We start from the raw sequence: 14,424 nt of genomic DNA on the forward strand, positions 1-14,424 counted from the left end.
ACGATGATGCCAGTCGGTGACTGGTCAAATACGTTAAGAACTTGGACGCGTTGATATTAGTCACAGTGCAAAAAAGAAAAGGAAGTGGCCTCACATGTGCAACACGGCGCGCACACAGGGTGCATACATATGCCTGCCGAAGTGTCGGGAAGGCCTGTCATGCCCGGGTAGCGGTGTGCACGCTCCGGAGTGAGGCTGAGGGTGCGGGTATACCTTCCGCACCACCGAGGCACGTTTCCGTAGCGCGGAACCGGCACGACGGGAGGCGGCGGAGATGAACGGGCACCTGCCGAACGCCGTCACCGGCCGGCCGGGCGCCGCGACCAGGTCGCACGAGGGTGACGGCGTCACCGTCCACGACGACGCGCACTGCCGGCTGCGTGTCTCCCGAGGGAACCGCGGAATGACGGACGAGGTGCCCGACGAACCGTCACACCTGTCCGTGAACGCCGACCGGGTATTCCGGCCCCGGGAGGGGTTCGTACCGGAAGAGCCCCACGTCATGCCGTGTGGTCATCGGCGAACAGGGCAGACGCCGTTCTGTGACCACGACGGGACGAGAGCGGACCCTCACCGAGGCGGACCGTGACCAGCGGGGAGGGCGCCGCGCGGCGCGCCGGACGGGTGAACCGAGCCGGGGGATATATCTGTATTCGGTGCTCTTTGTTCCGGATCCCGCGTCGTGATCGTACTCATCCTCAGCCATTTCGCCCTGGCGGCCTGCGCGGTACCGCTGGTGCGGCGCCTCGGCAGGTACGCCTTCGCCGTGCTCGCGCTGCCCCCCGCTGCCACCACCGTGTGGGCGGCCACCGAGTGGACCCGGGCCGAGTCCGGCCGCGCCGTCACCTGGTCCTGGGAGTGGATCGGCACGTACGACGTGGCGGTCGCCCTGCGCCTGGACGCCCTCGCCGAGCTGATGGTGCTGCTCGCCGCCGGGGTGGGCATGCTCGTCCTGCTGTACTGCGTCTCCTACTTCGGTGACGACTCGCCCCAACTGGCCTCCTTCGCCGGGAACCTGCTCGCCTTCGCCGGCGCGATGCTCGCGCTCGTGCTCGCCGACGACCTGATCTCCCTCTACGTGTTCTGGGAACTGACCACGGTCTTCTCCTACCTGCTCATCGGATACAGCAGCGAACGCAAGAAGAACCGGCGCTCCGCCCTCCAGGCGCTCACCGTCACCACGCTGGGCGGCCTCGCGATGCTGATCGGCTTCCTGATCCTCGGCGAGGCCGCGGGCACGTACCGGATCTCCACGATCGTCGCCCACCCGCCCGAACCCACTCTCGCCGTGTCCGTGGCGGTCGTCCTCGTGCTGTGCGGGGCCCTGTCCAAGTCGGCGATCTGGCCGTTCAGTCTCTGGCTGCCGAACGCCATGGCCGCGCCCACTCCCGTCAGCGCCTATCTGCACGCCGCGGCGATGGTCAAGGCCGGCGTCTATCTGATCGCGCGGCTCGCGCCCGGCTTCGCCGACGTCCCCGTCTGGCGGCCCGTCGTCCTGGTGCTGGGCGGAGCGACCATGCTCCTCGGGGGCTGGCGGGCCCTGCGCCTGCACGACCTGAAGCTCGTGCTCGCCTACGGCACCGTCAGCCAGCTCGGCTTCCTCACCGTGCTCGCCGGCGCGGGGAACCGGAACGCGGCCCTCGCCGCAGTGGCGATGATCCTGGCGCACGCCCTGTTCAAGGCGGCTCTCTTCCTCGTCACCGGCATCGTGGACCACGCGGCCGGAACCCGGGACCTGCGCGTGGTCTCCGGCCTCGGCCGCACCATGCCCTGGACCTGCGGTGTCGCTGTGCTCGCGGGCGCCTCGATGGCCGCCCTGCCACCACTCCTCGGGTTCGCCGCCAAGGAGGCCGCGCTCGACGCCCTGCTGCACGGTGACACCGCCGACCGCTGGACCCTCGCAGTCCTCGTCGCTGGCTCGGTACTGACCGTCGCCTACACCCTCCGCTTCGTGTGGGGGGCCTTCGCCCGCAAGCCCGGTCTCGCCGACACCGCCGTCCACCGCGTCGGCGCGCTCCTCGCGGCGCCTGCCGTACTCGCCGTCACCGGGCTGGTGCTCGGCCCCGGCGTCGGATGGACCGACCCCCTGTTCGCCGCGTACGCCGACGCCTTCCCCGCCCCGGACCACCCCTACCACCTCGCGCTCTGGCACGGATTCGGGACGGCCCTGCTGCTGTCCGCCGTGACCTGGGCGGGCGGCGCCGTGCTCTTCGCCGGACGCGCGCAGGTCACCCGCTTCTCCCGCCGCGTCGCCTGGCCGACCGCGGACAGCGCATTCGGGCACCTCCTGCTCGGCCTGGAACGCCTCGCCCTCCAGGTCACCGGCTTCGTCCAGCGAGGCTCCCTCTCCGGCTACCTCGCCATCACCCTGCTCGTGATGCTGGTGGGCCAGCTGGCGGTCATGGTCACGGACCGGCCCTGGGAAGGAGCGGTCGCCCCCCGGCTGTGGGACGCCCCGCTACAGGGCGCGGTGGCCGTGCTGACCTGCGCCGCCGCGCTCTCCTGTCTCACCGTCAGCCGCCGGATGAAGGCCGTCGTCCTGGCCGGACTGACGGGCTACGGAGCGGCGCTGCTCTTCGTCGTGCAGGGCGCGCCCGACCTGGCGCTCACCCAGTTCTGCGTCGAGACCGTGTCGATGATCGTGTTCGTGCTGGTCCTGCGCCGGATGCCGGTCCGCTTCGAGGAGTCGATCGGCACCTGGCGGCGGGCGCTGCGCATCCCGGTGGCCCTGGGAGCCGCGGCGACGATCGGTGTGGCCGTCTGGGTGAGCGGAGCCGCGCGCACCGCCGAGCCCGCGGGCGCGGCGATGGTCGAAGAGGTCGCCCACCACGGACTGAAGGACGTGGTGGCCACCATCCTGGTCGATCTGCGGGCCTGGGACACCATGGGAGAGTCAGCCGTACTCGCGGCGGCGGCGATCGGGGTGACCAGCCTCATCTATCTGCACCGCCGCAGCGAGAATTCCTCCAGAAGGGAGGAACTGCGCGGCGAGACCGCCTGGGCGCTGTCGGCGTCGAAGCTGTCCGGCCTGCCGCAGGGCGACGACACCGCGCCCGAACGCGACTGGCTGGCCGCCGGGTCCACCCTCGCGCCCGAACACCGCTCCGTCGTCTTCGAGGTGGTGGGCCGACTGCTCTTCCACCCCATCCTGGTGCTCTCCCTCTACCTGCTGTTCTGCGCGGAGAACATGCCGGGCGGCGGCTTCGTCGCCGGACTCGTGGCGGGGCTCGGTCTCATCACCCGCTACCTGGCGGGCGGCAGGTTCGAGCTCGCGGAGGCCGCGCCGCTGCAACCCGGACTCTTCACCGGGCTCGGCCTGTTCGTGTCCACCGGCGTCGCCCTGGGCGGCCTCGCCGAGGGCACTGTGCTGCACGCCTGGACCTACCACGGGCACCTGCCCGTCTTCGGCGACTACCACCTGAGCACCTCGGTCCTCTTCGACTTCGGCGTCTACCTGCTGGTCCTCGGCGTGGTCCTGGACATCGTGCGAGCGCTGGGCGCCAAAATCGACCGGCAGATCGAACGGGCGGCGGGCGCACTGGTCCCCGCCACGGGCACAGGGCCCGGCACCGGGACGGGGGAGCCGAACCGATGACCATGAGCGCCTCGCTCCTCGCCACCGCCGTCGTCCTCTGCGCCGTCGGCGGCATCCTGATGCTCTCCCGGCCGCTCACCCGCATCCTGCTCGGCGCCGTCATCGCGGGCAACGGCATCAACCTGCTGGTCCTCTCGGCGACCGGTTCGGCGGGCGCGGCGCCCCTGCTCTACGGTGTCCCGCTGCGTCGCGTCACCGACCCGCTGCCCCAGGCCATCGCCCTCACCGCCATCGTCATCACCCTGGCCACCACCGCCTTCCTGCTCGCCATGGCCTACCGCAGCTACCAGTTGACCGGCACGGACGAGGTCCACGACGACCTGGAGGACCGGCGCATCTACCTGCGCGCCGAGGTGCTCGGGGAGCGGGCCGAACTCCGGGAGGAGTACCGGGCGGGATCCGGCCGTACGCGCGCGGACCGCGCACGCTACCGCCAGGAGCACCGCCGGCTGGTCGCCCGGCTGCGCGCCGACCGCGCCCTGCAGGCCCGGGGCCGGGACGCCAGTGGCGACCTGTGGCACGACGTGCTCGGAGCCGACCCGGAGGACTACGTGAACGACCAGGACCACGACCGAGGAGCCGACGGATGAACGCGCTCGTTCCCCTGCCGGTCCTGCTGCCGCTCTGCGCCACCGGGCTGAGCCTCGCCTTCGGGACCCGCCTCGCGCGCTTCCAGCGCTTCATCAGCGTCGCGGTCCTCACCGCCGTACTCGCCCTCTCGGTGACCCTGATGATCGCCGCCGACCGGCAGGGGCCCCTCTCCGTCCACCTCGGTGACTTCGCCCCGCCGCTCGGCATCACGCTGGTCGCCGACCGGCTGTCCGGGCTGATGCTGACCGTCTCGTCGGCGGTCACCCTGTCCGTCCTCGTCTACTCGCTCGGCCAGGGCATGGCGGACCGCGACAAGGAGACGCCGGTCGCCGTCTTCCACCCCGCCTACCTCATCCTGGTCGCCGGGGTCTCCCTCACCTTCATCGCCGGCGACCTGGTCAACCTCTACGTGGGCTTCGAGATCATGCTCGTCGCCAGCTTCGTCCTGCTCACGCTCGGCGGGACCGGGCCGCGCATCCGGGCCGGCTCCACGTACGTGATCATCTCGCTGTTCTCCTCGATGCTGTTCCTGACGGCGATCGCCATGATGTACGCGGCCACGGGCACGGCCAACTTCGCCGAACTGGCCCTCCGGCTGCCCGATCTGCCTCTGGGCGTGCAGACCCTGGTGCAGGCCATGCTGCTCACCGTCTTCGCCATCAAGGCCGCCGTCTTCCCCCTGGCCGCCTGGCTCCCCGACTCCTACCCGACCGCGCCCGCGCCCGTCACCGCCGTCTTCGCGGGCCTGCTGACGAAGGTCGGCATCTACTGCATGCTGCGCACCGAGACCCTGCTCTTCCCCGGCAACCGGCTGGGTGATCTGCTGATGGCCGTCGCCCTCTTCTCGATGATCGTGGGCATCCTCGGGGCGGTCGCCCAGACGGACCTGAAGCGGCTGTTCTCCTTCACGCTCATCAGCCACATCGGCTACATGGTCTTCGGCATCGGTCTCGCCACCCGGGAGGCGTACGGCGGCGCCATCTTCTACGTGGCCCACCACATCACCGTGCAGACCACCCTCTTCCTCGTCGCCGGACTCATCGAACGCCGGGGCGGCACCAACGAGCTCACCCGGCTCGGCGGACTCGCCAGGGCCGCGCCGCTTCTCGCCGTCCTCTTCTTCCTCCCGGCGATGAACTTCGCGGGCATCCCCCCGCTCTCCGGCTTCATCGGGAAGCTCGGGCTCATGCGGGCCGGCGTCGCCGACGGCAGCGTGTGGGCGTGGATCCTCGTCGCGGGGGCTACGGTGACGAGCCTGCTCACGCTGTACGTGATGGCCAAGATCTGGAATCTCGCCTTCTGGCGCACCGAGCCGCCCGGACAGGCCGCCTACGGCACCGTCCTGGAGACCTCCGACGACAGCGACGACGAGGACGCCGACACCGGACCCGACCGCATCCCCGGCACCGGTGACGAAGGAGTGGGGCCGCCCCCGGCCGGGCAGCCCGTCGCCGCCACCCTGCAGGGACGTGCCGTCACCACCACCCTCCATCCGCCGCGGCCCATGACCGGCGCCACCGCGGGCGCGGTCCTGCTCGGCCTCGCGTTCACCGTGCTGGCCGGTCCGCTGACGGCCTTCACCGACCGTTCGGCAGCCGAACTCATCGACCGCCGCCCCTATGTGGAGGAGGTGCTCGGCCCGTGAAGCGCCTGATCACCCTGTCGTACCGCAATCCCGACCTGCCCCCGTACAGCGTCGAGTTCGCCGGCCGCAGGCGACGTGTCCTCGACCTTCCGCTGATCGCCTGGCTCACCCTCATCTGGGTCCTGCTGTGGTCCACGCTCACCTGGGCCAACGTCGTCACCGGCGTGGTCGTCGCGGTCGCCGTCTGCCTCGCCTTCCCGCTGCCGCAGGTGGATCTGGGGCTGCGGCTGCACCCCTGGGGCATCCTCCGGCTCGCCGGCTATCTGCTCTACGACATGTACACCTCGGGGGTGAAGGTCACCCGCCAGATCTTCGCCGACCGGCCGCACCGGCCCGCCGTCATAGGTGTACCGCTGCGCTGCCGGAGCGACCTGATGCTCGCCGCCACCGCCGTCACCGTGTCCAACGTGCCCGGCGGCTCCGTGGTCGAGGTCCGCAGAGCCACGGCCACGCTCTTCCTGCACGTCCTGGACGCGGACGAGCCGGCGGAACTGGAGGCGGCCCGGGCCTCGGTCTGGAAGCTGGAGGAGCTGACCGTGCGGGCGTTCGGCACACCGGACGAGATCGCACGGGTGGGCGAGCCGCCACCGCCGGTCCCCGGCTCCGACCACGCGGGGGAGGACGCATGAGCGGCCCCGAGACCGTCGACCGGGTGCTGATCACCGCTGCCGTCGTCTTCATCGTCGTCGCGGGCGCACTGCTCTTCGTCCGGATCAGCCGCGGCCCCTCGATGCTCGACCGGGCCATCGGCCTCGACGTCTTCGCCGCCGTGATCATCGCGGGTCTGGGCGCCAAATCCGCGTTCGCCCGGGACTCGTTCTACTTCCCGATCATGCTGGTGCTCGCCTTCCTGGGGTTCACCGGGTCGGTGGGCATCGCCCGCTTCATCGCCGTACGGGACAAGCCGCTGGCGCACCGCAGGCCCGCGGGCAGGGAGGGGGAGAAGTGAGCGTCTGGATGCAGGTCACGGACACGGCCGGGGCGGTTCTCGTGTTCTTCGGCGCGGCGATCTGCCTGCTCGGGGTGGTCGGCATGCTGAAGCTGCCGGACGTCCTCTCGCGCAGCCACGCGGCGACCAAGCCGCAGACCCTCGGGCTGCTGCTGGTGCTGGCCGGGGTCGCGCTGCGACTGCGCGGCGGCATGGACCTGGCGACGCTGGCACTCATCGGGTTCTTCCAGCTGATGACGGGCCCCGTCGCCGCCCATCTGGTGGCGCGGTCGGCGTACCGGACGGGCCAGATCGAGCGGGGCGAGCTGCTCTTCGACGACCTGGACGCCCAGCTCACCCGGCTCGACGCGGAACAGGAACAGGAACGGGAACGGGACGAGGGGACGGACACGGAGGACGGGCGGAGCTGAGGGAGCGGGGGCCGGGTGTGGCTGCCCCGGCCGTCACGGGCGCCCGCCTTCGCGTATCCCCCCGCACGTCACATCGTTTCTGCGATGATGCGACAGGGAACCACCGGGCGCTGGGGGGCGTATGTCGGGTACGGGTACGGTGCTGCGCGAACTGCGCGGCGCACAGAAGTCGTCCAAGGGTGTCTCGCTCTACTCGCGGTACGTGAACCGGCCGGCCGGCCGCCTGCTGGCCGCAGGGGCGTATCGCGCGGGGCTGACACCCAATCAAGTCACGTCGATCAGCGCCGCGTTCACCTTCTCCTCGATCGCCGCCGTGGCGCTCGTGGAGCCGTCCTGGTGGCTCGGAGTGCTCGTCTGTGCGGGCCTGGCCGTCGGCTTCGCCTTCGACTCGGCCGACGGGCAGCTCGCCCGGCTGACCGGGCGCGGCGGGCCGGACGGTGAGTGGCTCGACCATGTCGTGGACTGCGCGAAGATGATCCTCGTCCACGGCGCCGTGCTGATCTCGTTCTTCCGCTTCGGCGAACTGCCCGGTGAGGGCTGGCTCCTGCTGCCCCTCGGCTTCCTGTTCGCGGCCGTGCTCACCTTCTGCGCGGGACTGCTCAGGGAGCAGCTGGGCAAGGCGGCGGCCGCTGCCGCGCCCACGCCCGCGAGCCCCGCCGCTCCGGTGTCCCGGGTGCGGGCCGTGGCACTGCTGCCGGCGGACTACGGGGTGTTCTGCCTGGTCTTCCTGCTGCTCGGCGCACCCGGGGCGTTCCGCGCCGGGTACGCCGTGCTCGCGGCCGTGCACGCCGTGTTCCTCGCGGCGTTCCTGGTCAAGTGGTTCAGGGAGCTGAAAGCGCTCCGGGCCGGCTGACGAGCACGTCCAGGGCCCGGCGCAGCTGGGTGCTGGACGTGTGCACGGTGTACGGGAAGTAGACGACCTCCACGCCGACCTCGGCGAAGTCCCGCTCCAGTCGTTCGCCCTTCTCCGTGCCCCGCCAGTCGTCGCCCTTGAAGATCACGTCGAAGCGGACCTGCTGCCAGGTCTCCACCTTGTCCGGAACTGTCTCGACGAAGGCGGCGTCCACATGACGCACACTGCGCACGATCTCCAGCCGCTCGGTCAGCGGGATCACCGGCTTGTGCCCCTTGGCCAGCTCGGCCATCTCGTCGGAGACCACCCCGGCCACCAGGTAGTCGCACTGGCTGCGGGCATGACGCAGGATGTTCAGGTGTCCGACGTGGAACAAGTCGTACACCCCCGGCGCGTAACCGACTCTGTGCTGCACCATCCGTTCTCTCCCCCCACGGTGGAACTGGTGCAACGACCTTACTGTGAAGAACACTTGTGCATCCCGTGAACGGATAAGCTCACAGAAGAGGCTGTTCCGGGGGGAAGGCGATCATCCGTTGTCCGCTGATGAGCATCAGAGACCGTTCGAGAACCGCAGACTTCTTGTGGTCTCCACGAACTACGCCCCCGAGGTGACGGGTATCGGCCCGTACGCCACGCAGCTCGCCGAGCACTGGGCCGCGTCGGGGGTCAGGACCGAGGTCCTGACCGGGATGCCGCACTACCCGGCCTGGCGCGTGGACGAGCGGTACCGGGGGGTGTGGCGCAAGGTGGAGACCCGCGAGGGCGTACGGGTGCACCGGCGGCGCCACTACGTGCCGCCCCGTCAGACCGCCCTGCGCAGAGCGGCGTTCGAGGCTTCCGTCCTCGCCCACGGCATCCTCGCCCCGCCACCGGGCCGCCCCGACGCGGTGATCTCCCAGATGCCGAGCCTCGCGGGCGGTGTCATCGGCGCCCGCCTGGCGCGCCGCCACGGTGTGCCCCACATACCCGTCGTCCAGGACCTGATGGGTGCCGCGGCGGCCCAGAGCGGGATACGGGGCGGGGGCAGGGCCGCCGCCGTCGCCGCGAAGGCGGAGCGTCACGCGCTGCGCGGCGCCGCCCTCGTCGGTGTGATCCACGAGAGCTTCGTGGAGGGCGTCACCGCTCTCGGCGTGGACCCGGGGCGCATCCGTGTCGTTCCCAACTGGACCCATGTGGAGAGCCCGTCGGCAGACCGGGCCGCCACCCGCGCCCGGCTCGGCTGGCGCGAGGGCACTCCGGTGCTGCTGCACTCCGGCAACATGGGCCTCAAGCAGGGCCTCGACGTCCTGGTCGGCCTGGCGCGACTGGCCCCCGACATCCGGGTCGTGCTGATGGGCGACGGCAACCAGCGCGACGGACTGCGCGAGCGCGCCGCAGGGCTGCCCAATCTCGACTTCCTGCCGCCCGCGGGCGCGGAGGAGTTCACCGACGTGCTGGCTGCGGCGGACGTCCTGGCGGTGACCCAGCGGGCCTCCGTGCTCGACATGAGCGTGCCGTCCAAACTCACCTCGTACTTCGTCTCCGGCCGCCCCGTCGTCGCCTCCGTGGCGGGCGAGGGCGGCACGGCCGACGAGGTGCGCCGCTCCGGGGCGGGGGTCCTCGTGGCCCCCGAGGACCCTGCCGCGCTCCTCGCCGCCGTACGCGAACTGGTCGCGGACCCGGGGGCCGCGTCCGCTCTGGGCGCCCAGGGGCCGCGCTACGTCGCGGACCATCTGAGCAGGGAGGCGGGCCTCGCCCGCTTCGACGCCCTGCTCCGCGAGGCGCTCGGAGGCTCGGAGGCGCGAGAAGCAGGCCCCGGCGGCTCGGAGGCAGAGGAAGCCAGGCCCGGGGACGCGCGGGCAGGGGAAGCAGGGCCCGGAGGCGCGGAGCCCGGGGACGCACGAGGGAGAGCACGCCGATGAGCCATCCGATCCGCCCCCTGGACGACCAGGACGAACCGGCGCTGCTGCGCGACCAGTTCCGCCAGCTCCTGCGCTACCGAGCCCTCCTGGCCGGGGGAGTCGCCGTCGGCCTGCTCGGCGGTGGGTTCCTCGCCCTGAGCGGTGACGACACCTTCACCGCGACCGGTGAGGTACAGGTGCGCTCCGCGACCTCCGACCCCTTCGCCACCGGTGCCTCGGCCGACAAGGGCATCAACATCGGGTCGGAACGGCAGACGGCGGTCAGCGACACCGTGGGCGACCTGGCCGCCGCCACCCTGCTCAAGAAGGGCGACGACGTCACCGCCCGGAAGCTGCTGGCCGGTCTCCAGGTCACTAACCCGCCCAACACCCTCACCCTCCGCTTCTCCTACACCGGTGCCGCCCCGGAGCAGGCCCGCTCCCGTGCCGAGGCCCTGGCCAACGCCTACCTCGCGCACCGCAAGGCGCGCACCCAGGAAAGCATCGACAACATGGCGGGCGGCTACCGCGCCCAGCTCGAACCGCTGGAGGAGAAGCGCGACCTGCTGGAGGAGCGGACCGGTGTCGACGGGGCCGACGACGTCAGCAGCGCCCGCGCCAACATCATCGTCTCCATCTCCGAACTGAGCCGGAAGATATCCGAGCTCAAGGCGCTCGACACCACCCCCGGCTACCTCAACAAGAAACCGGTCGCCCCCACCGAGCCCACCGGACCTGGGCTGCCGCTGCTCCTCGGGCTCGGCGCCGTGGTCGGCCTGGCGCTCGGGCTGCTGCTGTCCTGGGTGCGCCTCGTCTTCGACCCCGCCGTGCGCTCACCCCGTGAACTCGTCCGCTCGCTCGGCGGCCCGCTGCTCGGCACCCTGCCCAGGGAACGCGCCGCCGTGGGCACCCTGCTGGCCATCGGGCGCAGCGGATCGCGGCTTGCCGAGGAGTACCGGGCGGTCGCGTTCCGCCTCGCCTACGACCCCGCCTTCGCGGAGAGCCGCCGCCTCCTGGTCACCGCCCCGCGTGGCGACAGCGCCGCGGCCGCGGCCGCCGCGGTCAACCTGGCCGCCGCCTTCGCCGAGATGGGCCGCGACGTCCTGCTCGTCGAGGCGGACCTGCGCACCCCCTCGCTCGCCCGCGATCTCGGTTCCTCCGCCCACGAGGTCCGGCCGCCGCGCTGGGCCGCCGGCGAGGAGGGTGACGGCAGCTGGCCGACCGGCGCCCGCTACAACGTGGACGTGCCGGGCTCCGGTGCGTTCGCCCTGGTCGCGGGGGTCACCGTGGACAACGTGCCACGCGCCCTGACCTCCGTCCCCGTCGGCCGCATCGTCGCCGAGGCCGACCGCCCCGGCGCGGTGGTCATCGTGCTGGCCCCGCCGGTCCTGTCGTACGCCGACGCGGTCGCTCTCGTCGACCGGGTCGAAGGCGTCATGATCGTCTGCGACCCCCGCGAGGTGCACCGCAGCGACCTGGAGCGCATCCGCGAGATCATCAGCGCCTCAGGCGGCCAGGTGCTCGGGGCCCTGCTCCATCCCGGCCGCAGCCGGCTGCGGCGCGCGGAGCGCCGGCCAAAGCCGGCCCGGCGCCACAGCGGCGGGGGGCCCCAGGGCCCGGCCGTCGACGAGGACGCTCCGGAGGTCACCGGGGACCCCTCCGAGACGATGGGCCTGCGCTCCTTCACCCTGCCGGGGGCGCGCCGGTGAGAGCCCGCACCGCGATCTTCTGCTCGGTCGCGGACCAGGGCGTGGCCGCGCTCACCAACATCCTGGTGCTCGTGGCCGCCGCCCGGCTCTCCACCGTGGCCGACTTCGCCCGCTTCTCCGCCGTCTACCTCGTCTTCACGGTGCTGCTGGGCGTCTCGGGGGCGTACACGGGGCAGCCGCTCGTCCTGCGGCGCGGCGAGGGCAAGGCCATCGGGGGCGCTTGCCGCTCGGCCGTCGTCCTCACCGTGGGCCTCTCGGCGGCGCTCGGCGCGCTGCTGGCAGCCGTATGTCTCGCCGTACCGGGGGAGACCGCCCGCGCGCTGACGATGCTCGGCCTCGTCCTGCCGGTGGTGCTCGGGCAGGACGCCCTGCGCTATGCCTTCTCCACACTCCAGCTGCCCCATCTGGCCCTGGGGGCCGACCTGGTGCGGCTGCTCTGCGTCCTCGGCGCCCTCTCCGTCCAGGAGTACGGGGCCCCGCCCGCCCGTCTGATCCTGGTCTGGGGGCTGTCGGCCCTGCCGGCCCTCGTGCTGTCCGCCCTCCTGCTGCGCCGCTCGACGCCGGGGGCGCCCCTGCTGCTGCGCCCGATGCTGCGGCGCGGTCACCTCGGGAAGCGCTTCGTAGTCGAGTTCGCGGTGGGCAACGCGACCAGCCAGCTATCCGTCCTCGGCCTGGGCGCCGTCGGCAACCCGCTGCTGGTCGGCGCGCTGCGTGGGGCGACGACCCTGTTCGGGCCGCTCAACGTGCTGTTCACCTCCGCCACCTCCTTCGGCCCCCCGCTGCTCGGCCGCATCGACGACGAGAGGCGCCGGGTGCGGGCCATCGTGGGACTCGCAGCCGTCCTGGCGGCCACCGCCGCCCTCTGGGCGACCACGCTGGCCCTGCTCCCCGAGAAGGCGGGACGTGAACTGCTCGGCGACACCTGGCCCACGGCCGCCGCCCTCCTCCCGGCGACCGGCAGCCAGTACGCGGCGATGGCCGTGGGCACCGGCGGGCTCCTCGCCCTGCGCATGCTCGACCCGCGTACGACGCTGAGCATCCAGGTGGTCTTCTCGCTCACCGCCGTGGCGTTCATGGCGGGGGGCTACGCCATCGGAGGCGTCCCCGGGGCCGCCTGGGGGCTCTGTCTCGGATCGCTCTGCAAGGCCGCCGCCACCTGGACCAGGGTGGCCCGGATCCGACGCGGGAAGGCGGCGCCCGACGGGGCCGTCACCGCCGGCGCGCTGCCCTCTGTTCCTTGAACGTGCTGATCAACAGCAGACACAGCGCGGCGATTGCCAGCTTCCCCGCCGCCTGCAGGAGTGGGCCGCGCAGCAGGATGAAGGTGTACCCGGCGATCAGCGGAGCGGCGATGGCCAGCACACTCCCGGGGCCGGGTCCCGCCCGGGTGACCGCCAGCGCGTACCGGCGGTCGGTGCGCGCCACCGCGTAACCGATCAGCGCGAGCCCGCCGATCACCCCGGACGCGCCGAAGTCGACCCAGAACTCTGTCCACAGGGGGGCCGAGAGGTTGGTCATCCGCAGCCCCATCCACTGCCCGACCCGGACCCCGGTGTCCTCCGGCTTCCCGCTCCACACCGCGCGGGGCACGAAGAACAGCGCGGAGCCAGTGAGTTGCCGGCCGTAGGTGTGGCCCCGGGTGTCGACCCACGAGATGCTGTTGGCGAACATCACCATCTGGTCGTAGTCCTTGGTCACCAGCGGCTCGAAGACCGAGGCCGACTGCGCGGGCCGCTGTCCCGCGTCGTCGTACCGGAACTTGTCGGCATAGGGGAACACCACCAGTGCCCCCACCACTCCCGTCGCCAGCACGATGCGGTAGATCGCCGCACTGCTCGGGAACGCGGTGAACACGAAGGCCATGAGTACCGTGAGGAACCAGTAACGGGCATTGGAGACGGGGTTGTTCACCACAAGGTTCAGCGCCACCAACGCCACCCACACCAGCACCGTCGACGGGGAGCGCCGGGCCCGGTAGGAGGTTGCCAGCCGGCGGGTGTAGAAGAGCAGCGCCAGCAGCGCCGGGACCTGGCCGAATCCCTTGACGAACGCCGAGCCGACATTGGACCCTTCCGAGGCCACCCCGCTCGCCGCGACGGTCTCGTTGATCTCCTGCCGACTGGAGAAGAAGACCGTCGGCCCGCCCAGCTTCATCACGTAGAACGCGCTCGCCGCGAACGCCACCAGCACCAGCAGTCGCAGCCGCACCGGATGGGCCACGGCCGGTCCTCCGCCCGGGCTCCGCGTGGAAGGCGTACGGCGCCGCAGCGGGCGCCGCGAGGCCAGCAGAGCTCCCAGGTCGAAGGCGGCACACCCCACCAGGACCATCGCGATGGCCGTGACCAGGTCCTGGCGCGGCCCCACCATCGGCGTAGGCGTCTGCCCGATCACCACCTGGGCGAACGGAGCCACGCCCATCGCGATGTACACGAACATCCAGAAGACGCCTTGGAGAAGCCGCCGCCGGGTGGAGAGGATCATCGTCGCCAGCCGTGCCCCCGCATAGCAGGTAAGCACCAACTGGAGCCAGTACGCGGTGTCCCGGACACCGTTGCCGGGCTGGGCGGCGATCACCGCGGGCAGGAAGCACACCAGGCCGAGGATGAGCGGCACGGACAGGGCCCGCGACAGCATCGACCAGGCGATCGGCTGCTCGGGCGGCTGCGGGACGCCGCCCCTGGCCCGTGCCCACTCCGGACGCGCGACCCCGCGGGCGGCCTGCTCCTGCGCCGATGTGTGCACCGACGTCATGCGCCCCCCCCGGGATCAGTGAACCGCTGAACACTCTA

At 71.8% G+C, this 14,424-nt stretch carries 12 protein-coding genes; 10 read left to right on the plus strand and 2 right to left on the minus strand.

Annotated features, from left to right (window positions below):
- Nucleotides 1-682 precede the first annotated feature (682 nt).
- From ABZY45_RS25490 to ABZY45_RS25520, 7 genes are all read left to right on the plus strand, one after another.
- Nucleotides 683-3,595 carry a Na+/H+ antiporter subunit A gene (locus ABZY45_RS25490; RefSeq protein ID WP_356743316.1) on the plus strand — a complete coding sequence of 971 codons (2,913 nt, stop codon included), beginning with the start codon at nt 683-685 and terminating at the stop codon, nt 3,593-3,595.
- Nucleotides 3,592-4,185: a Na(+)/H(+) antiporter subunit C gene (locus ABZY45_RS25495; protein ID WP_356743318.1), complete on the plus strand. Its 594-nt coding sequence runs from the start codon at nt 3,592-3,594 to the stop codon at nt 4,183-4,185. Before ABZY45_RS25490 ends, ABZY45_RS25495 begins: the two co-directional genes overlap by 4 nt.
- Nucleotides 4,182-5,831, plus strand: a complete 1,650-nt coding sequence (locus ABZY45_RS25500) for a Na+/H+ antiporter subunit D (RefSeq protein WP_356743319.1) — start codon at nt 4,182-4,184, stop codon at nt 5,829-5,831. The genes ABZY45_RS25495 and ABZY45_RS25500 overlap by 4 nt, the downstream gene beginning before the upstream one ends.
- Nucleotides 5,828-6,460, plus strand: a complete 633-nt coding sequence (locus tag ABZY45_RS25505; RefSeq protein WP_356743320.1) for a Na+/H+ antiporter subunit E — start codon at nt 5,828-5,830, stop codon at nt 6,458-6,460. The genes ABZY45_RS25500 and ABZY45_RS25505 overlap by 4 nt, the downstream gene beginning before the upstream one ends.
- Complete coding sequence (locus tag ABZY45_RS25510; protein WP_356743322.1) at nt 6,457-6,780, plus strand: monovalent cation/H+ antiporter complex subunit F; 324 nt, start codon at nt 6,457-6,459, stop codon at nt 6,778-6,780. Before ABZY45_RS25505 ends, ABZY45_RS25510 begins: the two co-directional genes overlap by 4 nt.
- Nucleotides 6,777-7,190 (plus strand): monovalent cation/H(+) antiporter subunit G, encoded by a 414-nt coding sequence (gene mnhG, locus ABZY45_RS25515; RefSeq protein WP_356743324.1) that lies wholly within the window; start codon nt 6,777-6,779, stop codon nt 7,188-7,190. The genes ABZY45_RS25510 and mnhG overlap by 4 nt, the downstream gene beginning before the upstream one ends.
- A 121-nt stretch (nt 7,191-7,311) precedes the next feature.
- Nucleotides 7,312-8,043, plus strand: coding sequence for a CDP-alcohol phosphatidyltransferase family protein (locus ABZY45_RS25520; protein WP_356743325.1), 732 nt, complete (start codon nt 7,312-7,314; stop codon nt 8,041-8,043).
- On the opposite strand, the gene ABZY45_RS25525 is transcribed toward ABZY45_RS25520, so the two are convergent.
- Nucleotides 8,012-8,461, minus strand: coding sequence for an adenylyltransferase/cytidyltransferase family protein (locus ABZY45_RS25525; protein ID WP_356743327.1), 450 nt, complete (start codon nt 8,459-8,461; stop codon nt 8,012-8,014). The genes ABZY45_RS25520 and ABZY45_RS25525 overlap by 32 nt on opposite strands.
- Nucleotides 8,462-8,579: 118 nt before the next feature.
- Here ABZY45_RS25525 and ABZY45_RS25530 point away from each other — a divergent pair, with 118 nt between their 5' ends.
- Genes ABZY45_RS25530 through ABZY45_RS25540 form a run of 3 tightly spaced genes read left to right on the plus strand, consistent with a single transcriptional unit; the run spans nt 8,580 to nt 12,876 of the window.
- The gene (locus ABZY45_RS25530) at nt 8,580-9,947 is read left to right on the plus strand and encodes a glycosyltransferase (RefSeq protein ID WP_356743328.1); all 1,368 of its coding nucleotides are present in this window, start codon (nt 8,580-8,582) and stop codon (nt 9,945-9,947) included.
- Nucleotides 9,944-11,635, plus strand: a complete 1,692-nt coding sequence (locus ABZY45_RS25535; RefSeq protein ID WP_356743330.1) for a lipopolysaccharide biosynthesis protein — start codon at nt 9,944-9,946, stop codon at nt 11,633-11,635. Before ABZY45_RS25530 ends, ABZY45_RS25535 begins: the two co-directional genes overlap by 4 nt.
- Entirely contained in the window at nt 11,632-12,876 is a 1,245-nt protein-coding gene (locus ABZY45_RS25540) for a hypothetical protein (protein ID WP_356743332.1), read from the plus strand. Before ABZY45_RS25535 ends, ABZY45_RS25540 begins: the two co-directional genes overlap by 4 nt.
- Here the strand turns inward: ABZY45_RS25540 and ABZY45_RS25545 are convergent.
- Nucleotides 12,845-14,386, minus strand: coding sequence for a hypothetical protein (locus tag ABZY45_RS25545; RefSeq protein ID WP_356743333.1), 1,542 nt, complete (start codon nt 14,384-14,386; stop codon nt 12,845-12,847). The two genes, ABZY45_RS25540 and ABZY45_RS25545, sit on opposite strands and share 32 nt — an antisense overlap.
- Between the last annotated feature and the right edge of the window lie 38 nt (nt 14,387-14,424).

It is taken from the genome of Streptomyces sp. NPDC006516, from assembly GCF_040611875.1.
Classification (GTDB): domain Bacteria; phylum Actinomycetota; class Actinomycetes; order Streptomycetales; family Streptomycetaceae; genus Streptomyces.